Annotated in this window: 19 protein-coding genes and 3 pseudogenes; 15 read left to right on the top strand and 7 right to left on the bottom strand. The window is 51.4% G+C overall.

Translation table 11 applies throughout. The features are described 5' to 3' along the window. Positions 1-117: 117 nt before the first annotated feature. Positions 118-9,339, bottom strand: a complete 9,222-nt coding sequence (locus H3L95_RS11070; RefSeq protein WP_003762119.1) for an ESPR-type extended signal peptide-containing protein — start codon at positions 9,337-9,339, stop codon at positions 118-120. Between the two features lie 572 nt (positions 9,340-9,911). Between H3L95_RS11070 and H3L95_RS11065 the strand changes: the two genes are divergently transcribed. Beyond that, positions 9,912-10,160, top strand: a complete 249-nt coding sequence (locus H3L95_RS11065; protein WP_029609441.1) for a BolA family protein — start codon at positions 9,912-9,914, stop codon at positions 10,158-10,160. A gap of 130 nt (positions 10,161-10,290) precedes the next feature. Here the strand turns inward: H3L95_RS11065 and H3L95_RS11060 are convergent. After that, a pseudogene (locus H3L95_RS11060) lies at positions 10,291-11,067 on the bottom strand (DegV family protein). A 369-nt stretch (positions 11,068-11,436) separates the two neighbouring features. Here H3L95_RS11060 and H3L95_RS11055 point away from each other — a divergent pair. Together H3L95_RS11055 and H3L95_RS11050 are read left to right on the top strand one after the other, a co-directional pair. Then, positions 11,437-11,925 carry a dihydrofolate reductase gene (locus H3L95_RS11055; RefSeq protein WP_003762131.1) on the top strand — a complete coding sequence of 163 codons (489 nt, stop codon included), beginning with the start codon at positions 11,437-11,439 and terminating at the stop codon, positions 11,923-11,925. A 390-nt stretch (positions 11,926-12,315) separates the two neighbouring features. After that, the gene (locus H3L95_RS11050; protein ID WP_182096155.1) at positions 12,316-12,561 is read left to right on the top strand and encodes a hypothetical protein; all 246 of its coding nucleotides are present in this window, start codon (positions 12,316-12,318) and stop codon (positions 12,559-12,561) included. 147 nt (positions 12,562-12,708) lie between these two features. On the opposite strand, the gene H3L95_RS11045 is transcribed toward H3L95_RS11050, so the two are convergent. Then, complete coding sequence (locus H3L95_RS11045) at positions 12,709-13,173, bottom strand: CYTH domain-containing protein (RefSeq protein WP_003762321.1); 465 nt, start codon at positions 13,171-13,173, stop codon at positions 12,709-12,711. Positions 13,174-13,235: 62 nt separating this feature from the next. Next, on the bottom strand, positions 13,236-13,661 hold the full coding sequence (locus tag H3L95_RS11040) for a CopD family protein (RefSeq protein WP_003762323.1): 426 nt from the start codon (positions 13,659-13,661) through the stop codon (positions 13,236-13,238). 223 nt (positions 13,662-13,884) lie between these two features. On the opposite strand from H3L95_RS11040, the gene H3L95_RS11035 reads away from it, so the two are divergent. Together H3L95_RS11035 and mnmE are read left to right on the top strand one after the other, a co-directional pair. After that, the gene (locus tag H3L95_RS11035; protein WP_003762327.1) at positions 13,885-14,160 is read left to right on the top strand and encodes a hypothetical protein; all 276 of its coding nucleotides are present in this window, start codon (positions 13,885-13,887) and stop codon (positions 14,158-14,160) included. 128 nt (positions 14,161-14,288) lie between these two features. After that, complete coding sequence (mnmE, locus tag H3L95_RS11030) at positions 14,289-15,653, top strand: tRNA uridine-5-carboxymethylaminomethyl(34) synthesis GTPase MnmE (RefSeq protein ID WP_003762331.1); 1,365 nt, start codon at positions 14,289-14,291, stop codon at positions 15,651-15,653. Between the two features lie 261 nt (positions 15,654-15,914). Here mnmE and H3L95_RS11025 read toward each other — a convergent pair whose 3' ends face one another. After that, positions 15,915-16,865, bottom strand: coding sequence for a D-2-hydroxyacid dehydrogenase (locus tag H3L95_RS11025; RefSeq protein ID WP_003762332.1), 951 nt, complete (start codon positions 16,863-16,865; stop codon positions 15,915-15,917). Positions 16,866-16,994: 129 nt separating this feature from the next. On the opposite strand from H3L95_RS11025, the gene H3L95_RS11020 reads away from it, so the two are divergent. After that, complete coding sequence (locus H3L95_RS11020) at positions 16,995-17,177, top strand: DUF2061 domain-containing protein (RefSeq protein WP_003762334.1); 183 nt, start codon at positions 16,995-16,997, stop codon at positions 17,175-17,177. Here H3L95_RS11020 and H3L95_RS14105 read toward each other — a convergent pair. Next, positions 17,164-17,271 (bottom strand): annotated as a pseudogene (locus H3L95_RS14105) (IS5/IS1182 family transposase); the annotation flags it as partial. The gene H3L95_RS11020 and the pseudogene H3L95_RS14105 sit on opposite strands and share 14 nt — an antisense overlap. Positions 17,272-17,490: 219 nt before the next feature. Here H3L95_RS14105 and H3L95_RS11015 point away from each other — a divergent pair. Both H3L95_RS11015 and H3L95_RS11010 read left to right on the top strand, forming a co-directional pair. Then, a complete protein-coding gene (locus H3L95_RS11015; RefSeq protein ID WP_003762337.1) occupies positions 17,491-17,751 on the top strand; it encodes a hypothetical protein in 261 nt (86 codons plus the stop codon). A gap of 160 nt (positions 17,752-17,911) precedes the next feature. Further along, positions 17,912-18,241: an FKBP-type peptidyl-prolyl cis-trans isomerase gene (locus H3L95_RS11010; protein ID WP_003743612.1), complete on the top strand. Its 330-nt coding sequence runs from the start codon at positions 17,912-17,914 to the stop codon at positions 18,239-18,241. Positions 18,242-19,249: 1,008 nt separating this feature from the next. On the opposite strand, the gene H3L95_RS11005 is transcribed toward H3L95_RS11010, so the two are convergent. Beyond that, a complete protein-coding gene (locus H3L95_RS11005; protein ID WP_003762343.1) occupies positions 19,250-19,441 on the bottom strand; it encodes a hypothetical protein in 192 nt (63 codons plus the stop codon). 112 nt (positions 19,442-19,553) lie between these two features. Between H3L95_RS11005 and mnmG the strand changes: the two genes are divergently transcribed. The 7 genes and pseudogenes from mnmG to H3L95_RS10970 all read left to right on the top strand — a co-directional run bounded on the left by mnmG (position 19,554) and on the right by H3L95_RS10970 (position 25,887). Beyond that, complete coding sequence (mnmG, locus tag H3L95_RS11000; RefSeq protein ID WP_182096154.1) at positions 19,554-21,449, top strand: tRNA uridine-5-carboxymethylaminomethyl(34) synthesis enzyme MnmG; 1,896 nt, start codon at positions 19,554-19,556, stop codon at positions 21,447-21,449. A 204-nt stretch (positions 21,450-21,653) separates the two neighbouring features. Continuing rightward, positions 21,654-21,770 (top strand): annotated as a pseudogene (locus H3L95_RS10995) (tRNA modifying enzyme MnmG family protein); the annotation flags it as partial. A 140-nt stretch (positions 21,771-21,910) separates the two neighbouring features. After that, positions 21,911-22,758, top strand: a protein-coding gene (locus H3L95_RS10990) for an IS630 family transposase (RefSeq protein WP_182096153.1) whose coding sequence is annotated in 2 segments (ribosomal slippage) — positions 21,911-22,226 and positions 22,226-22,758 — 849 coding nt in all. Because the reading frame shifts where the segments join, the coding sequence is not laid out codon by codon here. Between the two features lie 194 nt (positions 22,759-22,952). Next, positions 22,953-23,417, top strand: a complete 465-nt coding sequence (locus tag H3L95_RS10985; protein ID WP_003755949.1) for a hypothetical protein — start codon at positions 22,953-22,955, stop codon at positions 23,415-23,417. A 103-nt stretch (positions 23,418-23,520) separates the two neighbouring features. Continuing rightward, positions 23,521-23,979 carry a hypothetical protein gene (locus H3L95_RS10980; RefSeq protein ID WP_003755947.1) on the top strand — a complete coding sequence of 153 codons (459 nt, stop codon included), beginning with the start codon at positions 23,521-23,523 and terminating at the stop codon, positions 23,977-23,979. 108 nt (positions 23,980-24,087) lie between these two features. Then, a complete protein-coding gene (locus tag H3L95_RS10975; RefSeq protein ID WP_040667937.1) occupies positions 24,088-24,417 on the top strand; it encodes a hypothetical protein in 330 nt (109 codons plus the stop codon). A 90-nt stretch (positions 24,418-24,507) separates the two neighbouring features. Then, positions 24,508-25,887: a hypothetical protein gene (locus tag H3L95_RS10970; RefSeq protein WP_003755944.1), complete on the top strand. Its 1,380-nt coding sequence runs from the start codon at positions 24,508-24,510 to the stop codon at positions 25,885-25,887. Positions 25,888-25,918: the final 31 nt, after the last annotated feature.

Genomic DNA, 25,918 nt, shown 5'->3' with positions numbered 1-25,918 from the left:
GAGCATATTGGAACCCTCCCTCCCATGCAATCCGATATAGAAAAAGGTCGTCTGAAAACCCTGTTTCGGGTTTTCAGACGACCTTTGCTTTGCCTTCAAACAGGCTTTAGGTCAGGATTACCATTGGTAGCCGACACCTGCGGTCGCGCCGTAGTGGCCGCGTGAGTTTCCGGTAGCGGTACCTTTGATGATCCAGTTGCCGCCGTCGGAGATGCTGGAGAAGCCGACTGCGTAGCCGCTTTCACCGCGGTAAACGCCGCCTGCAACCGCCATCATGCTCTTACCCGGCAGGTAGGCTTGCGGCAGACCGGCGACCGCCATGGCTGCTGCGGTACCGGCTTTGGAATCGCTTTCCACATTGTCGATACGTTGGTTGATTTGGTTGCCCATGTTCACCACGTAATTGCCGATGTTGGTCACGTTTTGGTTAATCGCCTGATTGGTGTAATACAACTGGCTGCCGTTGATCGCATCGGTCGAATCCGCAGATACCACGCCTGCCGCCACACCTTGTACCTGACGGGTCTCGTCCGTACCGTTGCCGACGGTAACAACACCGGCGACTTTGTTCGCGGCGGCAGCCGAACCTGCTTTGCCTGCCACGGCTTTGTCGTTCAGGCCGCCGTAGGTATAGGCTTCGCCTTTGGCCGCATCAGCCGTATGGATGCCTTGGGTTTGGGCGCGGTCGCCGAGGTAGACGGAGTCGTTGACCGTGGCTTTGATGTTGCTGCCCAATGCGTAGGCGTTGTCGGCGGATACGTTGTTGTTGTTACCGATGGAGTAAGAGCTGTTGCCGCTTACTACGGTCGGGTCACCGATGGCGCCGGAGTTTTTGCCGCTGACGATGTTGCCGGTACCGATGGCGATGGTGTTCTCGGCGTTGGCTTTGGCGCCTTTACCGATGGCGATGGCGTTGGTGCCTTTGGAGGCGGCTTGGAAGCCGACTGCCGTGGCGTATGCGCCGCTCGCGCTGGAGTCTTCGCTGTTGCGTGCCTGTACGTCGGGGTTCACTTCGCCGTCGTTGGTATGGAAGAACTTGATACCTTGTTCGTTCATACGGCCTACGGCTTCGATGACGTTGTTGGTCACGTACATGCCTTGGTCTTCGACGTTGTAGGTCACGAGGCTGTAACCGTTGGACTGGGCAATCTTGGTCTCGTTCGTGACGTTGGTCACGTTCGGGTTGTTGCTGTTGTCCACCAGGGTAATGTTTTTGATATTACCCAAGCCTGCTTTGCCGTCTGCTTCGACTGACGGCGGTGCGGTGTTGACGTTGCCGCCGTTGCTGCCGATCAGTTCGTAAACCTGGTGCAGTTGTCCGCCGTTGACGGCATCGGTGCTGCCTGCGGCGACGGTGCCTGCGGCGACGCCGGTCACTTTCTTACCGCCTGCGTTGATACCGTCGGCAGTGATGTTGACATCGCCTGCTTTCAGACCGTCTTTGCCCAGCGCCACTTTGTCGCCGACGTTGACGCCGTTGTTGTTCACAACGGTATCGCCTGCGGTGAAGCTGTCGGCTTTGAGGTTGGGTGCGGTCGCCACTTTGTAAGTGGTGCTGCCGTCGGCATTTTGCTCGGGGGTGACGACGATGTTGTCGTTGCCGCTGTCCACTTTGGATGTCGCTTTCGCTGCGGCTGCTTTAAGCTGTGCAACGTTCACTGCGTCGGTGTCGGCTTCGCCTGCGGCGATGTCGGACACTTTGTTGCCGCCGTTGTTCAGACCGTCTTTGGTCAGGCTGACGGGCTTGCCTGCTTTGCCGTTGCCCACAGTCAGTCCATTATCAGTCAGAACGCTGCCGCCTACGGTTACTTTGTCGAAGGAGACGTCGTCTGAAGTCGCTACGGTGATGTGTTTACCGTTGCGGCTGACTTTGACGTTTTTACCTTCTTTGAAGGTTACGGTGTCGCCTGCAGCGATTTTTTCAGACGAGGTTTCGTCGTTGGCATTCAGGTTCCAGCCTTTGTCGGCAGTTTCTTTCACTGCGGCAATGGCGTCGTGGACGTTGTCTTTGCCTGTGCCGCCGATGTCGGTGGTCGTGACGTTGCCTTTGTCGTTGGCTGCGTTACCGCCGAGCAGGTTCGCCAGGTTGGCTTGTGCTGCGTTCAACTGCTCTTCGCTTGCGGCTTGGCCTTTAGTGGCAAAGTCCGCACCGCCCAGGGTGGTGTTGCTCAGACCGGAAATCAGACCGGCGGTACCGTCGATTACGAGCGGTTTGTTGCCTTTGCCTGCTTTGCCGACAGTAATCTTGTCGGCCAGCGAGAAGCCGATGCCGTTTTCGTCGGCGCGGGTCAGGATGTTGCCGTCACCTTTGACGCTCAGGCTGTCACCCAGTTTCTTCGCACCGGTCGTGCCGTTGTCGGCGGCAAAGGTCAGACCTTTGTTGTCCACCGCGTCTTTCGCCGCTACGCCTTTGGCGATGTCGGCTTTGGCTTCGTCGGTCAAGTCGAGGGCGTAATCGGTAACACCGTCGGCGTCTTTCGCACCTTCGCTGACTTTAACCGCACCGCCCGCCGCTTGGCTGAGGGTGGTCTTGTCGGCGTTAACCGTGTACTCGGTGTTGTTGCCGTCCACTTTTTCGCTGACGGTAACGTTCTTACCGGCGACGACGGTGGTGGTTTTTTCAGTGGCGGCGAGTTGTTCGTTCAGCTGGGCGACGTTGACGGCGTCGGTGGCTTTTACGCCTTTGGCAACGTTGCTGATGGCTTTATTGCCAGCGTCGATGCCGTCGGCAGTGATGTTCACATCGCCTGCTTTCAGACCGTCTTTGCCCAGAGCCACTTTGTCGCCGACGGTTACGCCGCTGTTGTTCACAACAGTCTCGCCCGCGGTCAGGCTGTCAGCCTTCAGGTCTTTAGCGGTAGAAACTTTGTAAACGTTAGAACCGCCTGTTTTGTCGGTTTCAACGACGATGTTGTCGTCGCCGCTTTCCACACGACCTGAATTGGCTTTCAACTGGGCAACGTTCACTGCGTCGGTATCTGCCTCGCCTGCGGCGACGTTGGAGATTTTATTGCCGCCGTTGTCCAAACCGTCTTTGGTCAGGCTGACAGGATTACCTGCTTTGCCGTTGCCCACAGTCAACCCGTTGTCGGTCAGAACGCTGTCGCCGACAGTTACTTTGTTGAAGGATACGTCGTCTGAAGTCGCTACGGTGATGTGTTTACCGTTGCGGCTGACTTTGACGTTTTTGCCTTCTTTGAAGGTTACGGTGTCGCCTGCAGCGATTTTTTCAGACGAGGTTTCGTCGTTGGCGTTCAGGTTCCAGCCTTTTTCGGCAGTTTCTTTGACTGCGGCAATCGCGTCGTGGACGTTAGTTTTGCCTGTACCGCCGATGTCGGTGAAGTTGACGTTGCCATTGTCGTTGGCCGCGTTACCGCCGAGGATTTTCGCCAGGTTGGCTTGGGTAGCGTTCAACTGCTCTTCAGTCGCTGCTTGACCTTTGGTAGCGAAGTCCGCACCGCCCAAGGCTTTGTTGCTCAAACCGCTGACAGTACCGTTTACGCCGTCGATGCTGACAGGTTTGCCACTGTCTTGTCCGATTTTGACGGTGTCGGCAAGTTTCAGTTGTACGCCGCCTTCAACGGTTTCGCTGGTAATGTTACTGTCGCCTTTGATGTTGACAGTGTCGCCCAATGCGTATTTGTTGCTGCCGCTTGTACCGCCGATATTGATACCTTTAGCAATATTTTCGGCATTGGTGTTGGCTTTCTGATCAACTTTGTACAGTTGCGCTCCGTTAACAGCGTCGGTGCTGTCAGCCGCAAGCGTGCCTTCGGCAACCTTAGTAATCTTGTTGCCGCCGTTGTTCAGACCGTCTTTGGTCAGGCTGACGGCTTCTTTGCCGCTGCTTGGCACCGGGGTCAGGGTGATGCCGTTTGCTGTGGTTTCGGCAATATTGCCGTCTTTGTCAGCCAAGGAAACATTGCCGCCGTTGATGGTGGTCACGTTGCCGTCGGTTTCAAATTGTGCGCTGTTCAAACCTTGCAAATCTTTGGCAAGTTTGACGTTGAGCGTGCCGTTAAGGTCGTCTGAAACCACGCCGATGTTGTTGTCGGACAGTTTCGCCGCATCCGCACCGCCTTTGACGAAAACTTGGTTGCCGAGTTTGCGCTCGAAATTCTTGTCTGCGTTGTCGCCGCCGAAAGTCAGGCCTTTTTGCAGCTCGGTACCGATGTTGTCCAACGCGCCTTGTACGGTGTTGACAGGTGCGGCCTGCGTGCCGTCGGTTTTGGTTACCACCAGATTCGGTACTTCAACCGCGCCGGTAGTCGGATTGACGGTTGCGCCCAATGCGGTTGCCAACGGAGTGAGCTGGCTGACGTTGACGGCGTCGGTATTGTTCACACCGGCAGCGATGTCGGTTGCTTTCTTACCGCCGTTAGACAGACCTTCGGTCGTCAGTTTGACGGGGTTTGCCGCCGTGCCGACGGTCACGCCGTCTGCAGAAACGGTGGTTTTGCCGCCTGCTGCGTCGACGAATTCAGACGAGGTCAGACCTTTCAGCTCTTTCGCCAGTTTGACGTTGAGTGTGCCGGTAGTGTCGTCTGAAACCACACCAATGTTGTTACTGTCGGACAGTTTGGTTGCATCGGCTTCACCGCCTTTAACGGTGACAGTGCTGCCCAAACGTCGAGTTGAGGGCGTACCGGCATCAGCGGCAAACGTCAGCGGTGTGCGTGCTGCATCGCTTAACGCACTTAATGCTTCTCCGACAGTATGGTAAGTCGCTACGCTGCTACTATCAGGATTGCCGGAAATAACTGTGTAATTCGGTGCAGTAATAGAGCCGTCAGCAGGATTAACCTGTGTGCCAAGTACTTTGGCAACTTTGTCCAGCTGGGATACGTTTACCGCATCGTTTTGCTTCTGACCATCTTTAACATTACCGATAGTCGTCGGAGTCGAGGTTTGAGGGTCGGTCGGATTCAATGCGGCAATCGTTACGTCATTGCCTGTATAGTCAGTGTTATCCTCTACATCGACAAACTTAACGGTGCGTGTTTGCGTATTTGGATCAATGGCTACTTCGCGTCTCAACATTTTGCCGTTGGAACCAATATAGGAGAACGGTGTTGAATTACTAACCGTAGTCAATGTAGTTACATGGACGTTTTTAATTGCATCCGATAACTGCTCAAAATTCACTGCATCAGACGGATCGCTACCTTTGGCAACATTGATAATCTTGTTGTTTGCCATATCCAGACCGCCATTTGCAGTAATTTTGCCTGCAAAAGTCGGAGCATCAACTGTATTGATGCTGACTGCGCCTTTATTTTGGCTCAAACGGATATTTTGACCTGCTTCCAGCGTAATGGTCGCACCATTGGTAATTTCTTCCAAAGAATAGTTTTCAGCAACACCATTGGTATTGTTGGTTTTAGCCGTATTCAGCTTGAACGATTTGTAAGAGGCTTTGTTGATAGAAGCAATGGCATCATGAATAGTGCTTTCACCCGTACCGCCAATGTCAGTCATCTTAATAGTGCCGTTATTTGCAATGGCTGCGTTTCCACCCAATACGCCGACTGCGCTCTTACCGATGTTGTTCATGACGTTTTGAGTCGCATAAAGCTGGCTGCCGTTTACTGCGTCGGTGCTACTGTCGCTGATGCGGCCTGCGGCGACGTTGGTAATCGTACGCTCTTTGCCTGCCGTGCCGATGCTGAGTGTGGATGAAGGTGCGTTACCTGCAAAGTTGCCGAAGGTCAGACCGCCAACGGTAGCAGAGGTCGTCTGAACGGCTGCTTCAGTTGCGGAATTGACACCCAATGCGATGGAGTCTGCATGAGCGGCATTGGCGTTTTTACCGAGCGCAATAGCGTTGCTTGCAGAAGCTTTTGCCGCATCACCGAAGGCAAAGGTGTCGCCTGCGGTGGCTTTGGCATTTTTACCGAAGGCTACGGCACGGTTTTGCGTGGCTTGGGCGTTGTAGCCGATGGCGATGGTGTCGTCTTTTTGCGCGTCTGCTTCGTTACCCAATGCCAAAGCATTGTTGGAAGTGGCTTTGCTGTTGCGACCTGCCGCGACAGTACCGGAAGCGGTTGCGCGGGTATTGAAGCCTAACGCGGTCGCACCTGCCGCCGTGGACTGGCTGTATGCGCCGATTGCGGTGGAGGAATCTTGGTTGGCGATTGCGCCGTCACCAACCGCTACGCTGGATTTGCCCAATGCTTTGGAAGACTGACCGCCTGCGAAGGAGTTTTGACCGTAGGCGTTGGACGCTTGACCGACGGCGGTAGCGTTGGTGCCGCTGGCTTTGGTGTTCGCACCGATGGCAACGGAGCCTTCACCTTTGGTCGCACCGTTGACGGCGGCAACGGAGGCGGTATCTGCATCGACGGAGGCGTTTTTACCGATGGCGATAGAGTTGGAAATTACCGCCTGCGCGCCTGTACCGACGGCTACGGCAAAATCGCCCGCTGCCTGCGCGTCCGCACCTGCTGCCAGAGCATCCAATCCGGTTGCACCGTCATTGTTGTAGTTGCCTCGGGTATCAGAGGCCGTATTAACGCTGTAAAAATGGCTGGAGCTGCCGCCACCCAATTGGTCGATTTTATTGTTCATCGCTTCCAAAGCGTCGTGAACATTGGCTTTGCCTGTACCGCCCAAATTGTTCAGGGTCAGGTTGCCTGCATCGTCGATTTGGGTACTGCCGCCCAAGGCGTTTTTGACGTTGTTACCCAAGTTGAGCAGGTAAGAATTGGTCGCGTAAAGCTGGCTGCCGTTGATGGCATCGGTGCTGGTTGCGCTGATGACACCCGCAGAGACGTTTTGAATTTGACGGGTGAAGTTGTTGGCAGGGGTGGTTGCATCGACTTTACCGACGGAAACCGTACCGTAAGACCATGTACCGGCAGCTGTGTAGTTACCGTTCAGTGTGTAATCGCCATTGTGATGCGCTTCGGTCAAACTGCCGCCACCCAAAGCAACATCGTTTTCATTGACGGCATGGGATTCGTAACCCAAGGCAAGTGCTTTGACAGCATCAGCTTTGGTGTATGCACCCAAAGTAACCGCACCTGCTTTTGCCGAAGTCGCAGATACACCCAAGGCGACAGTATTGCCTTCCGCAGCATTGGCGGAATGACCGATAGCAATAGCTTCTGCAGCAAGTGCTTTAGTCGTATTACCAAAGGCAATCGAGCTGTTGCCCGTTGCTTGGGTGTCAAGACCCATCGCCATTGCATAGTCTTCTGAAGCGACAGCATTGCTGCCGATGGCAATGCCGTTGAGCTTGCTGTTGGTTACCTTCGCCATGTTACCGATGGCTACGGCAAAACGACCGGAGGCATTGGAATCGATACCCAATGCGACCGCCTCACTACCCGATGCGTTGGCACGCTGACCGACAGCGACGGAAGAAACGGCTCCGGCAACAGTCTCGTGACCGATAGCAACAGTTTCGTGTGCGCTGGCATTGGCAGTCTTACCGATGGCGACGGAATTGTCGCCGCTGGCTTTGGAAACCATACCGACGGCAACTGCGGATTCTTTTTCTGCCAAGGCCGTTTTACCGATGGCGACGGTGTTGCTGAAGCTGCCTTTTGCAGCTTCACCGATGGCGACAGTGGAAGTGACGCTCAGTTTTTGGGCATCCGTACCCATGCCTGCTTCCCTACCGATAGCGACGTTGTTTGCACCGGACACAAATGCGCCGGAACGCAAGCCGAGAGCGATGTTGTCCACGCCGGTAGCGTTGTTGCCCGTACCTTTACCGATGGAGATTTGGCGTTCGTTGGTATAGGCATTGCGACCGCTGTCCGCACCGATATAGACGGTGTCCGCACCGACTGTGCGCCCTGCGGAAACGGTAGCGTCGTACACACCTGCGTTCGTACCCACTACGATATTGCCCGTACCTGCCGCTACGGCTTTGTTACCGATGGCAACGGCGTTGTTGGCGGTGGCTTGGCTGTTTTGACCGAGTGAAGTAGAAGTTTCTGTAGTGGCAATGGCTTCCTTACCGACTGCAATGCTGCTCAAACCGGTTGCCTGAGTGGCAAAACCGACAGCAATTGCACCTTTGGCAGAAGCAGTGGTTTGCGGACCGGCAGCCAAGGCGTTTTCAGCACCTGCATTGCTGTCTACACCGAAGGCTGTGGCGCGCAGGCCGTTTGCCGTGCTGTTTTTACCGACGGCAGTGGTATCATGATTGACGGTCTTGGCACCATAACCGATAGCAGTTGAGAAATTACCGGTTGCGTTCGTCGCTTTGTCCGTCGCCTGACTGCCGCCAATCGCGATGGAGGAAGCACCTAACGCATTCGCTTTACCACCGATGGCAATGCCGTAAGGGCCCGAACCTAAAGCCGATTCACCCACGGCAATAGCCCGTTGTCCGGTGGCAATGGCAGTACCCATAATCGCAAGGCTGGCTGCACCTGATGCATTCGCACCCTTGCCAACGGTACTCGCACCACCGATGGCTACGGCGCTCATACCCGAAGTATTGGAATTGAAACCGATGGAAATACCGTTACCTGCCGCTTCAGTAACAGTGGCGCTGGTGCCGATGGCAACAGATGATCTGCCTTGCGCATTTGAAGAATCGCCGATGCCGACACTGCCGCTTTTGGTTTTCGCCAAGTTACCGATAGCGACGTTTTTGGTTTCCATACCGTTTGCGCCATTACCGATGTAAATGGACTGGGTACTGTCACTGCCACTGCCTGCATTGGTACCGATGGCGATCACGTTATCGCTGTTCGTGCTGCTTTGTAACGCATTTTCACCGATAGCGATGTTTCGCCCGTTTGCAGAACTGGAGCCGGGACCCGCACCTTTACCGATAGCAATGTCAGCCTGACCTTTCGTTGCCGCACCTTGACCGATGGCAATAGTCTGGTTTTTGGCAGCATTGGCGGAAGAACCGATGGCAATAGAGCCGGTTTCGGCAGTGGCTGAATTCGGACCGATGGCAACGTTACTTTCTCCTTGGGTCTGGGTTCCTTGTCCGATGGAGACAGATTTACCTTGTTTTGGAGGTTGTCCGCCGTCTTGAGGAATGAAATCTAACGCAGTCGTCGTATCATCGCCGCAGACCACGTTGTAGCTGGTGGTATCGAAATAGCAGGTGTTGTAGTCGGTACCTTCGACAGCCGCAGTGACGGCTTTGCCATTGGCAAGGGTTTTACCGTTATTTGCTGCAGCCATGACTTGACCGCTGGCAAGCAGCAGGCCGGACATGATGGCGGTAAACGCGAAGCGCACGCCTACGGAGGCAACGATGCCGCCTATGCCTGATGAAGCCGTTTTCCCATGCGCTTTGGCGAATTCCGCCACCGCGTTCCACGTCTGTGTGGTTTCGTTCCATACGACACGATAGATTTTATTCATGCTGACTCTCTGATTTAAAATGTTAAACAAATAAATTTAATATATTATTGAACTGATGGAATAACCTGCTTTCCAAACATCCAATCCAATAACCAAAAATGAAAATATCGTATTTGATACTGATATTTTGATTGCAAAATTTATTCAACGGATATGACGTATATTGTCACTTTCAAACAAATTTCAGGATTTATCTATACCTCAGATAATAATCTCCCAAAACTGATTTATCGACCTTTTGGCTATTTATCTATCCGCTTATCCTTGATATCTTCTATTTTCTTAACTTTATTTTGCAATCAAAGTGAAACTTTATCTTTTATCTGAAAGCAATTTATATGCCAAAACCCTTTTGCCTGAATTCATCCGTACTAAAAAAATGATATTTTTAAGTATCCGACATCCAAAAATAAGAAAAGAGGTCGTCTGAAAACGTTTCAGACGACCTCTGTAAATCTTATGTTAATTCAATATTAATGAATAAATTTTAAAATACTATCCTCAGCAAGTTGGCGATGTTTGACGGCATTATTCTGTATAATGCCGCAATGTTTTTGAAACAAGGAATACAAATGCTTACCCCAGAACAAGTCAAATCGCTGATTGAAGGCGTCGCCGCTTGCGAACACGTTGAAGTCGAAGGCGACGGACATCACTTCTTCGCCGTCATCGTCTCTTCCGAGTTTGAAGGCAAAGCCCGCCTCGCCCGCCACCGCCTGATCAAAGACGGTCTGAAGGCGCAATTGGCCAGCAACGAATTGCACGCGCTGTCGATTTCCGTTGCCGCCACGCCTGCGGAATGGGCGGCGAAGCAGCAATAAGCCGTTACCTCAGACAAAAAAAGGTCGTCTGAAACCTGAATCGGAGTTTCAGACGACCTTTTTTAATTTACACAATGTTGAATTGCCGATTAATAAACATCAGGAATGCAGGCAGATTCGGTGTCGTTCCTTATGCCGCTGCTTCGAGTTTTTCGACCATGCCGACGCCTACGCCGCAGATGCCAACGTGTACTGCCACTACCGGCGATACGGGAACGCCATCATCCAAACAGATACCGGTCCGCTTGAAGAAGCGTTCTGCAAATATCCGATACCGGTCGCGTTCGCCCGTATAAAGACCGCCAAGGATAAACTGTTCCCTTGTTTTGCCTTGCATCAGTTTCAACACTTGGTCGATGATGGCATCAAACATTTTTTCGTCATCGGAAGTGGATTCGACCCGGCACAACTGATCTTTCGAAAAGCGCAATACGGCGCGCAGCCCCAACCAGTCGCACAACGAAGCACCCAATCTTGCCATCGTGCCGCTGCCGACAAGGGATTTGATTGTGGACAGTCCGAAAATGATGTTGCAACGTTCTTTTAAACCTTACAAGTAAGCAACGATTTCCGTCGGCGTTTTTCCTTCGCGCAACAGGCGGTCTGCTTCCAAAGCAAAAAAGCCTTCGGGCATGCAGCATGTCCCTGTATCGACGACATGGACTTTCAACTGCGGAACCTGCTCGGCAACTTGACGCACCATATCGGCAGAATCACTTAATTTGTGGCTCAACGTCGTCACAATGGCTTCGTGATAACCTTGACCGACCAAATATTGAAAAGTCCTCAATAAATCTTCAGACGACGGCGGTGTTGTAGAAACATCGCTGTCCAAATGCTCGCGGCGCCAATTGCAATATTCTTCATTGCTGATTTCCAGTCCGTCAGCAAACTCTTGTTGTTCCATAAATACATTCAGATGCAGAATCTGAATCGGGCTGTCCCGATCGAGTATGCCCGACAAAGAGCCACTCGACGTGGACAATACCGCGCAACGATATAAGGCATAAGAGCCTGCCATAAACTGCTCCCTTGTGCATCAAACAATGCAAAATCTCAAATAAATAAAGGACCATCTAAGCGGTCTATTTTAATGATAAACGGTATGTAAATTTTTGTCTACATATTAATAGTTTTGAGCATTATTTTGAAACTAAACACTATATTCTAAAATAATAGTTATCATTCATTGCCATATGGTTTTTATGCCTCCTTTTGAACACCTGCGTTTACATATCGTTTACAATACAGCTACTTCTCAACCAAAAGACCACCCATGCCGAAAATCACCCTGATTGCCGCCTGCGCGCCCGACCGCTGCATAGGCATCAACAACACCATGCCTTGGCACTTGCCCGAGGACTTCGCATTTTTCAAATCCTATACCCTCGACAAACCCGTCGTGATGGGGCGAAAAACTTGGGAATCCCTACCCCGCAAGCCGCTGCCCGGCCGCCGCAATATCGTCATCAGCCGTCAGGCAGATTATCCGGCAGAAGGCGCGGAAACCGTCGGCAGCCTTGAGGAGGCTTTGGCATTATGTGCCGCTGCGGAAGAAGTCATCATCATGGGTGGCGCACAAATCTATGCCCAAGCCCTGCCGCTTGCCAGCGATTTGCGGATTACCGAAGTGGCATTAGACGTCCAAGGCGATGCGTTTTTCCCCGAATTTTCGCCGTCAGAATGGCGCGAAGCCGCCCGCGAAACCCACACCTCTGCCAACGGCACAGGCTACGCATTCGTCCATTACACCCGCATCCGATAAGCAAAAACAGGCAGTTTGCCGTCAAACCGTCCGCCAGCGATGCGATGAATCAATAAAATCACAAAGGTCGTCTGAAAAACAGTTTTCAGACGACCTTTTGATTATCAAACAAGCCGATACATTGAATTAAATTAAGCCAGCCGTAGCGTGGGCTTCGCCCGCGAATCTGCCGATCAAATTCTGATTCGGACAATCAACCAAGCCGTTTTCCGTGGGCAAAGACGCTACAATCTAAAATCACAAAGGTCGTCTGAAAACCGTTTTTCAGACGACCTTTTGATTATCAAACAGCCGATATAGTGAATTAAATTAAGCCTGCCGTAGCGTGGGCTTCGCACGCGAATCCGCTGATCAAATCCTGATTCGGACAATCAACCAAGCCGTTTCCTCGTGGGCAAAGCCCACGCTACAATCCGCGTCCAGTATGAGCGGCGTACCGTTATTCCCCAACCCTCCTACCAAGCCAGCCGTAGCGTGGGCTTTGCCCACGAGTCTGCCGAGCAAATTCTGATTCGGACAATCAACCAAGCCGTTTTCCGTGGGAAAAGACGCTACAATCTAAAATCACAAAGGTCGTCTGAAAAACAGTTTTCAGACGACCTTTTGATTATCAAACAAGCCGATACATTGAATTAAGCCTGTCGTAGCGTGGGCTTCGCCCGCGAGTCTGCCGATCAAATCCCGAACCGGACAATCGTCCAAGCCGTTTTTCGTGGGCAAAGCTCACGCTACAATCCTACAATCCGCATCCAGTATCGGCGGCGCCGTTATTCCCCAACCCGCCTACCAAGTCGAATAAGGATGCTTGCTCAAATACGCATTGGTAAATTTTCCTTCCGACGTAATCTCCGCGCCCAACCAGTCCGGTTTTTCAAACGGCGCATCTTCCGCAGGCAGCTCGACCTCCGCCACCACCAAAGGCGCGTTGTCGCCGAAATACTCGTCGATTTCAAACACAAAACCTTTAAATTCAACCCGATAGCGGTGTTTTTCCATCTTAAACGGACACATCGTCTCCATCATCTGCTGCGCGTGTGCCAAAGGAATTTCATATTCAAACTCACTGCGGCTGACATCCGAAATATAGCCTTTCAAAGTCAGCCAAGCCTTGTCATCAATAATGCGTACGCGGATGGTGCGCTCTTTTTCCACGCTCAAATAGCCCTGCCGCAACACCTGCGGCGCGGATGCTTCGCGCTTCCAGTCATCGTTTTTCAACAGGAAGCGGCGTTCGATTTCAATAGTCATCTGTTTGATTCCAATATAAAAGAAGGTCGTCTGAAAACAGGTTTTGCAGTTTCGCACACACCTTAAAACGGCTTGAACACCACCATATACAAAGCGACGACCATCATCAACACAGGCACTTCGTTAAACACCCTGTACCACTTGTGCGAATGCTTATTGCGTTTTTCCTCAAAGCCCCGAAGCAGCGCGCCGCAATAAAATTGATAAGCCAAAAGCAGCAGGCCCATCAACAGCTTCACATGCAGCCAGCCCTGCCCCCACCAGCCCGTCACAAACGGAATCACCATGCCGCACACCAGCGTCCCGAACCCCAACGGCGACATAAACTTATACAGCCGCCGCGCCATTGCCGAGAGCCGCTCATATTCCACCGGCTGCTCCGCCGCTTCGACCTGCGCCAGATTCACAAAAATCCGCGGCAGGTAAAACAGCCCGGCGAACCACGAAATCACAAAAAACACATGCAAGAGCTTAAACCACAAATACATTTTCAGACGACCTCACGCTCGAAAACGCGTATTTTACCCGCCAAACCGCAGCGGCTGTTTTCTTTATGTCAACGACTGTCTGTTTTACGCCCGAAAAATTGTAAATCACGTCATAATTTCGCACAGTTGATATGCAATAAAATTAAAATTTGTTAAAATGCACATGTAATTAAAACCAATAGCCGCCCTACCTCGCGGAACAAACACAAAACGGAAAGAAAACATGATTAAGCAATTTGAAATCAGCACCAGCGTTCAAAAACAACTCGGCGACTACCTCGCCGCCAACCAGACCGACCTCAAAACCGCCATGGCGGACGAAACCCGCAACGGCGAAGTCGCCGCCATCATTCATGCCGGCCTGCCCATGATGGTACGCAAAATCTATTCTCTGGAAAAAATGAAAAACTTCTTCTGGACGAAAAAAGAACTGATGGTCGAGTTCGTCGCCATGCGCCTTGCCGCCGCCGAAAAGAAAAACGCCAAGAAAAAACGTTAATCCTTCCAGCTCATCGAAGAAAAAATAGAAAGGTCGTCTGAAAACCGACAGCAAGGTTTTCAGACGACCTTTATCATTGTGAAATCACTATATAATACCGTCCATCAAATTCCCGATACGAGCCAGCCATGTCCGCATCCCAACCCACCATCGCCGCCATCGCCACCGCCCCCGGACGCGGCGGCGTCGGCGTTATCCGTCTTTCCGGCAAAAACCTGCTGCCTTTGGCGCAAACCCTCAGCGGCGGCAAAACGCCCAAACCGCGCACCGCGCTTTACACCGACTTTCTCGGCGGCGACGGGCAGCCGATAGACAACGGCATCCTGCTCTACTTCGCCGCCCCCGCCAGCTTTACCGGCGAAGACGTGATTGAATTGCAGGGACACGGCAGCCCTGTGGTGATGGATATGCTGCTCTCTCGCTGCCTCGAACTGGGTGCGCGCATGGCGGAACCGGGCGAATTTACCAAACGTGCCTTCCTCAACAACAAACTCGACCTTGCCCAAGCCGAAAGCGTCGCCGACCTCATCGACGCCTCCAGCAAGTCCGCCGCACGCATGGCATTGCGTTCGCTCAAAGGCGCGTTTTCCCAACACATACACGAGCTGGTGGACGACCTTATTACTTTGCGGATGCTGGTCGAAGCCACGCTGGACTTCCCCGAAGAAGACATCGACTTTCTCGAAGCCGCCGACGCGCGCGGCAAGCTCCAAGCCCTGCAAGGCCGTCTGAAAACCGTGCTCGCCAGCGCGGAACAAGGCGCGATTTTGCGCGAAGGCATGAACGTCGTTCTCGTCGGCGCGCCCAACGTCGGCAAATCCAGCCTGCTCAACGCCTTGGCGGGCGACGACATCGCCATCGTAACCGACATCGCCGGCACCACCCGCGACACCGTGCGCGAACAAATCACCCTCGACGGCGTGCCCGTCCACATCATCGACACCGCCGGCCTGCGCGAAACCGACGACGTGGTCGAACAAATCGGCATCGAGCGCAGCCGCAAAGCCGTCTCCGAAGCCGATGTCGCCCTGATTCTGATTGACCCGCGCGAAGGCGTGAACGCCAAAACCCAAGCCATTTTGAACAGCCTGCCCGAAGGTTTGAAAAAAATCGAAATCCACAACAAAGCCGACCTGACCGGCGAACCCGTCGCCGTCCGTTCAGACGGCCTCGCGCAAACCGGCGCGGAAACCGTCATCAGCCTGTCCGCCAAAACCGGCGCGGGTCTCGACTTGCTCAAACACGCGCTGTTGCAGGAAGTCGGCTGGCAGGGCGAAAGCGAAAGCCTGTTCCTCGCCCGCAGCCGCCACCTCAACGCCTTGCACGAAGCCGAAACCGAGCTGGAAAACGCCGCCCTCTGCGACAACAACCAAATCGAGCTTTTCGCCGAACACCTGCGCCTCGCCCAAAACGCGTGCAGCGAAATCACCGGCGAATTTACCGCCGACGATTTGCTGGGCGTGATTTTCTCGCGTTTCTGCATCGGCAAATAAGATTAAACCTTATCCATACGCGAAAGGTCGTCTGAAAACCAAGATTCAGGTTTCAGACGACCTTTGCCGTTTGAAAGCATCGGTTTTTGACGAAATCCACGGATTGCTCACAACTTATCCACAATTTGAACTTCATCCCAATTCAATCAAATTAAACTTAATTCATTGAAAAATATCAATATATAAAAGGTCGTCTGAGAATTTTCAGACGACCTTTTAAATTGTTCACAAAATTATCAACAGGGCTAAGGGCTATCGGCATCAAACCAGATTCTGCGGATTGCCCGCGACGAAGCGGTTGATATTGTCCACAAGGATGTCAAACAGACGGTTGGCGGCCTCTTGGCTTGCCCATGCAATGTGTGGCGTGACAATGAGGTTGGGCAGTCGAGCTTTCAGCAGAGGGTTGCCGTCGCGCGGCGGCTCTTGTGTTAACACGTCAAAACCTGCCCCGCCGATTTGGCCGTATTTCAACGCCGCAACCAAAGCGGCTTCATCAACCAAGCCGCCGCGCCCGCAGTTGATGAGGATGGCGCCGGGCTTCATCTGTTGCAACTCGGCTTCGCCTATCATGTTTGCCGTTTCCGGCGTGAGCGGGCAATGCAGCGACAGCGCGTCGGCGGAGCGGATGGCTTCGTCAAAGGAAACGTAGCCGTCGCGGACGGTTTCGGCGTGTTTGTGTTCGACAAACACGACCTTCATTTTGAACGCCTGTGCATAAGTTGCCAGCGTCTGTCCGATGTTGCCGCGACCGAAAATCGCCAGTGTTTTACCGTTTAAATCGCGCATCGGTGCGCCGAGGTGGCAGAAAAACGGCGAGTTTTCCCACAAGCCTGCTGCAACGTCTCGCTGATAGGCAGGCAGGTTGCGCATCAGGGTAATCATCATCATAAACGCGTGTTCCGCCACGGATTCATTGCCGTAAGCGCGGATGTTGCACACGCTCACGCCCGCTTGCTTGGCGGCAGCAAGGTCAACATTGTTGACGCCCGTCGCGGCTAGCGCAATCAGTTTGAGCTGCGGGTTGGCGGCGATGTGTTCGGCGGAAATCACGACTTTGTTGGTAATGATGATGTCCGCGCCCTGTATGCGCTCGGCGGTCTGATGCGCCTCAGTCGAACCATAGCTGCTTAAAGTATGCGGAAAATCAAAGTCAAACGGACGGTCGGCAAGCGTGTCGCGGTCGAGAACGGCAATGCACAGTGGATTCATATTTCACCTATCAAAAATAAAATAATGATTTAAATAAACTAATTTTGAATAAAATATTCAAAATATACGGCGTATTTGAGAATAGTTATTATCCGAATCATACAGACATCACCATATCAGGAAACCATCATGATTAAAACCATGACCTTTGCCATTTTACATTTCGCCACCGCGTTCAGCGTTGCCTATATTTTGACCGGCAGCATAGGCATCTCAAGCGCAGTCGCGCTGGTCGAGCCGCTTGCCAACACCGTCGTTTTCTATTTCCACGAACAGGCATGGCGACGCTACGAAAAAAATATAGTGGATTAACTTTAAACCAGTACGGCGTTGCCTCGCCTTGCCGTACTATCTGTACTGTCTGCGGCTTCGTCGCCTTGTCCTGATTTAAATTTAATCCACTATAAAACCGTGAAACAAGAATGGGCTACGCCGCTGCACCATTGTGGATAAGTTTTGACCGGAGGTCGTCTGAAAACGGGCTAGGGCATATTGTTTCTTATTGGTAAATATTCTTTCAACAAAATAGATATTTATCAATCAAAAAGAAATCAATAAAATGCTTTCCATCGCTTGAACGCCTACGCAGTTCATCTTTTATATTCAACATCATAAGGAAAGTATCATGAAAAAAGCACTCTTCGCCTCCCTCATCGCCGTTGCCGCCGCCGCATCTTTCGCCGACAGCCGCATTCCTGAATGGAACCATGCCAACGACTCCGGTCCCATTCCGGGCTTAACCCAAGTCGAATATCACGATGCGCACGATATGCGTAAGGATGATGACCGCGTGAAATTCACCGCACCTGCCACAGGCGTGCGCGAAATTACCGACATCGGCTACAACGACACCTATGCCCGCTCGTTGCAAAACGGCTCAAATTGATTGCCCATCAGTTGAAGTTGAAAGGTCGTCTGAAAACGTACCCATCCGTTTTCAGACGACCTTTTGCTTTATCGGAAACGGCAGCTATGATACCCTTCAGCGCGGAATATCGAAGAGTCGATATTGTTAACTGATTGAAAACGCTATGAAAGGATAAAACATGAGCGGTTTGATTATTGAAGATTTGCAGGAAGGCCACGGCAAAGAGGCCGTGAAAGGCAAGGAAATTACCGTGCATTACACCGGTTGGCTGGAAGACGGTACCAAATTCGACTCCAGCCTCGACCGCCGTCAGCCGCTGACGATTACGCTGGGCGTGGGTCAGGTCATTCAAGGCTGGGACGAAGGTTTCGGCGGCATGAAGGAAGGCGGCAAACGCAAGCTGACTATCCCCGCCGAAATGGGCTACGGCGCACGCGGCGCAGGCGGCGTGATTCCGCCAAACGCGACGTTGGTGTTTGAAGTGGAGTTGTTGAAAGTTTACGAATAATGCCTGACGGCATTGGGATGAATTTTCTACATTGAACTGAGCAAAAGGTCGTCTGAAAACCGAATGTTGAGGTTTTCAGACGACCTTTTTGTTTAATCCAAGCGGGTTGGGACAACTTAGGTAGCGTGGGCTTTGCCCACGAAATCTGCTGTCTAACCATGTCAGACAATAATCTTATTTGCTTTCATTTCGTGGGCAAAGCCCACGCTACGGGTGGCTGCAACAGCAACTTGTCCCTTCCCCCGTCTGGCGGGGGAAAGTTAGGATGGGGTGGCTTTGTGGATTTAGGTCAAATCGAATTCGTGCAGCCCATAGAGCCACCCCCAGCCCTCTCCCGCCGGACGGGAGAGGGGGTAGGTTACAGGTTGAAACGAGGTCGTCTGAAAACCTTGAGATTCGGTTTTTTAGAGAAACCCGTTCTACACCCGTTTTCAGGCGACCTTATTTATTCAATCAACACGGGATTGAAATAACTCAGGTAGCGTGGGCTTTGCCCACGAAATCCACAGTCTGATAACCTGAATCGGGAAACCGTGTATGTTATTTATCTCGTGGGCAAAGCCCACGCTACTCGTTGCGGCAACAGCAACCTGTTCCTTCCCCCGTCTGTCTGGGGAAAGTTAGGATGGGGGTGGTTTTGTGGGTTTAAGGTAAAAGCAAATTCGTGCAGCCCTAAGAGCCGCCCCCAGCCCTCTCCCGCCGGACGGGAGAGGGGGTAGGTTACAGGTTGAAACGAGGTCGTCTGAAAACCTTGAGATTCGGTTTTTTAGAGAAACCCGTTCTACACCCGTTTTCAGGCGACCTTATTTATTCAATCAAAACGAGGTTGGAATAACTCAGGTAGCGTGGGCTTTGCCCACGAAATCCACAGTCTGATAACCTGAATCGGGAAACCGTGTACGTTATTTATCTCGTGGGCAAAGCCCACGCTACGGGTGGCTGCAACAGCAACTTGTCCCTTCCCCCGTCTGGTGGGGGAAGGCCAGGATGGGGGGGGGCTTTGTGGGTTTAGGTCAAATCGAATTCGTGCAGCCCTAAGAGCCACCCTCTCCCGCCGGACGGGAGAGGGTGCAGGTTGCGAATAAAAACGAGGTCGTCTGAAAACCTTGAGATTCGGGTTTGTAGAGAAACCTGTTCTACACCCGTTTTCAGACGACCTTTTTCCTGCCCTGTTCCCGCAAGCGCCTTTCCACCTGTCAAATCCCCCCGAAAAAGCGTACAATTCCACGTTTATTTTTGAATTCATTATATTTTCAGACGACCTCCGTCAGAGAAAAGAGGTCGTCTGAAACCATTAGGCCCGTTGAAACACATGACCCACATGATTTACCCCAAAACCTACGACGTTATCGTCGTCGGCGGCGGCCACGCAGGCACGGAAGCCGCGCTCGCCGCCGCACGCATGGGCGCGCAGACGCTTTTGCTCACACACAACATCGAAACGCTCGGACAAATGTCGTGCAACCCCTCCATCGGCGGCATCGGCAAAGGCCATCTCGTGCGCGAACTCGACGCGCTCGGCGGCGCGATGGCGTTGGCCACCGACAAATCCGGCATCCAGTTCCGTCGTCTGAACGCCAGCAAAGGCGCGGCGGTTCGTGCCACGCGCGCGCAGGCAGACCGAATTTTGTATAAAGCTGCCATCCGCGAAATGCTGGAAAACCAAGAAAATCTAGAGCTTTTCCAGCAGTCGGTTGACGACGTAACGCTCGATGGCGACCGCATTTCAGGCGTAATCACCGCGATGGGCGTGGAATTCAAAGCCCGCGCCGTCGTGCTGACCGCAGGCACGTTTTTGTCCGGCAAAATCCACATCGGTTTGGAAAACTACGAAGGCGGCCGCGCGGGCGACCCCGCCGCCAAATCGCTCGGCGGACGTTTGCGCGAGTTGAACCTGCCGCAAGGCCGTCTGAAAACCGGCACGCCGCCGCGTATCGACGGGCGCACGATTGATTTCTCCCGGCTCACCGAACAGCCCGGCGACACGCCCGTACCCGTCTTTTCCGTGCGCGGCAACGCCGATATGCACCCGCGCCAAGTGTCCTGCTGGATTACGCATACCAATTTGAAAACACACGAAATTATCCGCTCAGGCTTCGACCGTAGCCCTATGTTCACCGGCAAAATCGAAGGCGTCGGCCCGCGCTACTGCCCGTCTATCGAAGACAAAATCAACCGCTTTGCCGACAAAGACAGCCACCAGATTTTCCTCGAACCCGAAGGCCTGACCACCAACGAATACTACCCCAACGGTATTTCCACCAGCCTGCCGTTCGACATTCAAATTCAACTCGTGCGCAGCATGAAGGGCCTGGAAAACGCCCATATCCTGCGCCCCGGCTACGCCATCGAATACGACTACTTCGACCCGCGCAACCTCAAAGCCAGCCTCGAAACCAAAACCATCCAAGGCCTCTTCTTCGCCGGACAAATCAACGGCACGACAGGCTACGAAGAAGCCGCCGCACAAGGCCTGCTCGCAGGCGCAAATGCCCTGCAATACATTCGCGGACAAGACCCGCTCCTGCTGCGCCGCGAACAAGCCTATCTCGGCGTATTGGTGGACGACCTCATTACCAAAGGCGTGAACGAACCCTACCGCATGTTCACCAGCCGCGCCGAATACCGCCTTCAACTGCGCGAAGACAACGCCGACATGCGCCTGACCGAAGACGGCCACAAAATCGGCTTGGTATCCGAAGAGCAATGGCGCATGTTCAACGAAAAACGCGAAGCCATCGAGCGCGAAATCCAACGCTTGAAAACAACGTGGTACACGCCGCAAAAACTCGCCGAAGACGAGCAAATCCGCGTGTTCGGGCAAAAACTCAGCCGCGAAGCCAACCTGCACGACCTCCTGCGACGCCCGAACCTCGACTACGCCGCACTGATGACGCTCGAAGGCGCAAGGTCGTCTGAAAACCTCTCTGCCGAAGTCATCGAACAAGTCGAAATCCAAGTCAAATACCAAGGCTATATCGACCGCCAAAACGAAGAAATCGACAGCCGCCGCGACATCGAAACCTTAAAGCTGCCCGACGACATCGATTACGCGAAAGTCAAAGGCTTATCCGCCGAAGTGCAGCAAAAACTCAACCAGCACAAACCCGAAACCGTCGGACAGGCAAGCCGAATTTCCGGCGTCACGCCTGCGGCGGTGGCATTGCTGATGGTGCATTTGAAGCGCGGGTTTAAGGGGGCGAAGTAGGCTTGCACGCAGATAAGAAAAGGTCGTCTGAAATCGAATATTAGGTTTCAGACGACCTTTTTTAATACCGACACATATTTATGTAGATTAAAATAGAAAGCACCCCCGCCGTCATTCCCGCGCAGCGTCGTAGTCGTAGGTCGGATTCTTGAATCCGACATTTTGGATGGTTGCGTCGGATACAAGTATCCGACCTACGGCTTGCTCAACCAGCACAAACCCGAAACCGTCGGACAGGCAAGCCGCATTTCAGGCGTCACGCCCGCGGCGGTAGCGTTGCTGATGGTGCATTTGAAACGCGGGTTTAAGGGGGCGAAGTAGGCTCACCCGCAAATAGGGAAAGGTCGTCTGAAACCGAAAATCAGGTTTCAGACGACCTTTTTTAATACCGACACATATTTATGTAGATTATAGTCAATTAAAAACAAAGTAGTACAATACTCAACTTTGAAGGTCTAACCATGGCATACTCTGCGGACTTAAGAAACAAAGCTTTAAACTATTACGAACAATGCAAAAATATCAGCCAAACCGCAGTAACGTTTAACTTGTCAAGAAACACGCTTTACCTGTGGATTCGCCTTAAAAAGCAAACAGGCAGCCTAAAACATCAAGTTACCGGTCTAAATGCCGTCAAATTGGATAGGCAAAAACTGGCTCAATATGTTGGGCAACACCCGGATGCCTATCTGCATGAAATCGCCAAACATTTTGATTGTACGCCAGCCGCCGTTTGCTATGCACTCAAACAGATGGGGATGACGCGCAAAAAAAGACCACCACTTACAAAGAACAAGATCCGGCCAAAGTAACGCATTATTTGACACAGCTGGCCGAATTTTCCGACTACCAACGCGTTTATTTGGATGAAACAGGATTTGACCGCTACCTGTTCCGTCCCTATGCCCGCAGCCCGAAAGGGCAAATAGTGAAAGCGCAGATAAGTGGAAAAAGATACCGACGCTTATCTCTGGTGTCCGCACAAGTCGGCAACCGGCTGATTGCTCCGATGGTTTATCAAGATACGATGACCGGAGTTTTTTTTGAAGCGTGGTTTCAGCAATGCCTACTGCCCGCATTGACTCAAAAATCGGTGATTATTTTAGATAATGCGCGATTTGACCGTATGGGTGTCTTACGGGAAATGGCGGAAAAATGGGGACATAAGGTATTGCCTCTTGCACCTTATTCACCTGAGCTCAACCCGATTGAGAAGGTGTGGGCGAATATTAAGCGGTATCTGCGAACCGTTTTGTCTGATTACGCCCGATTTGACGATGCGTTACTGTCCTATTTTGATTTTAATTGACTATAAAATAGAACGCACCCATGCCGTCATTCCCGCGCAGCGTCGTAGGTCGGATTCTTGAATCCGACATTTTGGACGGTTGCGTCGGATACAAGTATCCGACTACGGCTTGCTGTATTTTTGACCCCATCGGGCAAAAATACAGTTGCTACGACACAAGGTACTTAAAAACACGCCATAAAAAGACGAAGTAAATGAAAAGAAGTATATTGTATAAATTATCAAGAGAAGCGCTTTATCCTCCCTATGTAGAACTTAAGGCATCTGGGGTAAGCGAAGAAACATTAGGAAAAATACAGTTTCTTGATGAAAATCCAACTGAACTATTTTGGGAAACGTATATTTCTAAAACAGAAGATAGGGTTGCATATTTTGAGCATGATTTAACCATAAAATATTGCTATTCAGATTACTCAGAATCAGAGGAAGAACTGTTTTATTCTGATCTTGATGCAGAGATTGGCGAAAATAAGATTTTTATACTTTTCCAAAGTTCAAAAACAGGTTTCTGTTTTTCAAGAGAAAATTTAAAAGAAATTTTAGATGCAATATATTTCATGGATAATGAGGATATTTTGCTTTATTGCCTTGATAGTAAAGTAATAATTACTGGAGGGTATAGAGGGTTTACTGTTTGGGAAAAATTAAAATTTAAATAGATAAGTGTTGTAGGTCGGATTCTTGAATCCGACATCTTGGACGATAGTCGGATACAAGTATCCGACTACGGCTTGCGATCAAAATTAAGTTTTAGGAATTATTATGAAATTAGCGGAGCTGGTTAATCATTACAGAGCTAGATTGGATATTCTTTCTGATGCGGTTTTGATTGGGGAAATACCGGAGGGAATTGATGAAATTCCTGATGAATTAAAGAAATTTTTAGTTTTAGAACATCAGGATTTTCTTAAGATATGCAATGGCGGGGCATTCGGAGATATTGTCCTTTGGAGTACGGATGAAATTTTAGACAACCAATTTCGCGTACCAAGCATTTTCAAGGATAAGGCGTATGAAATAGGTCAAGTCCTCTATGAACCTGTATTCCTTGATAGAATTTCAAAACAAATTCGCTTTGAATTGGATGTCGAAATAATATGCCCGTTTGATCAATTCATCACTGATTATATTTTTGGGGATAATTATTCAAATATTTTCACGAATGCGGCACAGGACGATATGTGGTTTGATTTTATCGAAAGAAATAGACCTTTAGGGTAGGCAGAGTTTCAATTTTTTCAGCAACCGTAGGTCAAAATCTCGAGTCCGATCTACCTCGGTTGTTTGTTTCTTTTGAAAAATAACGATACAAAACAGGAGGAAAGAAAAATGGAATCCATAGAATTACAAGGTATCCCCAACGAGGTATTTTTGGAGGATATCCAAGAGCTCACGCAGGCATTTCCACTTGAATTTCCCCACTTATTCCAGCAAATCAAAGATTACTTAGGTATAGATCAGAAACATATCTATATTACTGACTTTGTAGAAGATGAAAATCAAGAAGACTGTTTCTACGGTTATTTCTTTGATACGTTAAACAGAAAAATTTACCATTATGCCTTTGAAGGGGAGAAAACCACTTTTCGGGAAGATGATATCGCTGCCTTAACGATGCGGGATACTTTCAGCATCAAAGTGCTGCATCTTTTGGTATAAACGGGTAAACAAAAAAATTCCCACAGGCTGATTTTCAAAGTATTCTGTAAGTCGAATTAGCCCATACCCCCAACCCAAACTTTCCAACCCATGAAAAAAATAAAAATCTTACTGACTTTCTTTGTTGCAACCCTGCTTATTTTAGGCATTTTGTCCCAACTGTCCGTCTGGTACGACAACCGCACTGCCGAGCCGGCAAAGCGTCTGTTGCAGAGTGAAGTGCCTCGCGGCGACAGCGAAGGAGCGGATGCGATGTGGTTGATGACTTACGATATTCCAGATGCCGCCGAACGCCGTCAAATCATGGCAAAGCTGGACAATAAAGTGCCGGAGGACGACAAGCTGCCTGAAAGCCTCCGCCACCGCAAACTGATTTCGGACGATGCCGCAGAAGGGCAAAGGCTCGACTGTATATCTAGAAACAATGATGGGGCTATCATTGCAGACTGTCTGCAAAACGTCCGCGCCCACGCCGATGCCTATCGTGCTGTTGTCGCGCAATATGCCAAACTTTTTGACAATGCCGACCGTTTGTCGCAATACAGCAACTTGGATGTGCGCATCCTAAATATTTTGGATATCCTTCCAAAATACCAATATCTTGTTTACCAGACGACGCCTGCCGCCGTGGACTGGCTGGACGGCAAACCCGAAGCCGCATTTGCCCGAATCTGCCGCAACATCCGTACAGGCAAAACCTTACAGCAATCGCGTGGCGGACTCATTCCTGCCATGATTGGCGTCACCATGATCCAGAACAATACAAGACTCGCTGCCGCAATGCTTGCCGAACAACCGCAATGGGCAGGCAAGCTGCCTGAAAACTGTGCCGCCGCGTTCGAACCGACTGCCGACAACGCGGAAAACTACTGCCATATCATGCAGTTCGAGTATCACTATATGGATGCCCTCATCGCCAATCTTCCGACCCAACTGAGCCAAGAAATGCCTTCATGGCTCGTGCCCGTATTGTTCTCGCCTGAGCACTCGCGAACACTTGCCAGCAAACAGTTTGCTTTTGGCTGCGAGCCTCCGGCGAAGCAGGCCTTCGCGCAAGATCTGCCTGTATGGGCGCCGCAGGATGCCCAAATGCCGCAAACTTTCTGGCAGCAGTACGGCAGCCTTGCCTGTCTGCGTAACGCGCTGGGTTGCCGGTTTATTAACGGAGATTATGGCGGCGACGTCGATCCCTATGCCCGCCGTTTGCAAGACACGCAAATACAGCAGCGTGCTTTTCAGGCCGCACTCGCCTTATACAGACTGCCTGAAAACCAACGTACCACCGAGCTGCCGAATGTCCTTGCCCGGTACGGCAGCCCATCCCGCGAGCTGCACTACGACCCCGAAGCGAAAGCCATCGTGTTTACCCCATATCAACACCATGTGCGGTTCATCCTGAATGTTCCGCTGGCATTGCCGCAGGGACAACAGAATGAAATGACAAATAAACTGCCAAAGTCGCATCAGTAATGAAAGCACCTGTGAACGTTGAGATAGTGTG

Origin of the sequence: Neisseria sicca (assembly GCF_014054945.1) — a bacterium.
GTDB lineage: Bacteria > Pseudomonadota > Gammaproteobacteria > Burkholderiales > Neisseriaceae > Neisseria > Neisseria sicca.
This window is presented reverse-complemented; position numbering and strand designations above follow the sequence as displayed.

Coding starts and splice junctions, on each gene's coding strand:
- H3L95_RS11070 (WP_003762119.1), bottom strand. CDS start 9,339: ATGAATAAAATCTATCGTGTCGTATGGAACGAAACCACACAGACGTGG.
- H3L95_RS11065 (WP_029609441.1), top strand. CDS start 9,912: ATGCTTACCCCAGAACAAGTCAAATCGCTGATTGAAGGCGTCGCCGCT.
- H3L95_RS11055 (WP_003762131.1), top strand. CDS start 11,437: ATGCCGAAAATCACCCTGATTGCCGCCTGCGCGCCCGACCGCTGCATA.
- H3L95_RS11045 (WP_003762321.1), bottom strand. CDS start 13,173: ATGACTATTGAAATCGAACGCCGCTTCCTGTTGAAAAACGATGACTGG.
- H3L95_RS11040 (WP_003762323.1), bottom strand. CDS start 13,661: ATGTATTTGTGGTTTAAGCTCTTGCATGTGTTTTTTGTGATTTCGTGG.
- H3L95_RS11035 (WP_003762327.1), top strand. CDS start 13,885: ATGATTAAGCAATTTGAAATCAGCACCAGCGTTCAAAAACAACTCGGC.
- mnmE (WP_003762331.1), top strand. CDS start 14,289: ATGTCCGCATCCCAACCCACCATCGCCGCCATCGCCACCGCCCCCGGA.
- H3L95_RS11025 (WP_003762332.1), bottom strand. CDS start 16,865: ATGAATCCACTGTGCATTGCCGTTCTCGACCGCGACACGCTTGCCGAC.
- H3L95_RS11020 (WP_003762334.1), top strand. CDS start 16,995: ATGATTAAAACCATGACCTTTGCCATTTTACATTTCGCCACCGCGTTC.
- H3L95_RS11015 (WP_003762337.1), top strand. CDS start 17,491: ATGAAAAAAGCACTCTTCGCCTCCCTCATCGCCGTTGCCGCCGCCGCA.
- H3L95_RS11010 (WP_003743612.1), top strand. CDS start 17,912: ATGAGCGGTTTGATTATTGAAGATTTGCAGGAAGGCCACGGCAAAGAG.
- mnmG (WP_182096154.1), top strand. CDS start 19,554: ATGACCCACATGATTTACCCCAAAACCTACGACGTTATCGTCGTCGGC.
- H3L95_RS10985 (WP_003755949.1), top strand. CDS start 22,953: ATGAAAAGAAGTATATTGTATAAATTATCAAGAGAAGCGCTTTATCCT.
- H3L95_RS10980 (WP_003755947.1), top strand. CDS start 23,521: ATGAAATTAGCGGAGCTGGTTAATCATTACAGAGCTAGATTGGATATT.
- H3L95_RS10975 (WP_040667937.1), top strand. CDS start 24,088: ATGGAATCCATAGAATTACAAGGTATCCCCAACGAGGTATTTTTGGAG.
- H3L95_RS10970 (WP_003755944.1), top strand. CDS start 24,508: ATGAAAAAAATAAAAATCTTACTGACTTTCTTTGTTGCAACCCTGCTT.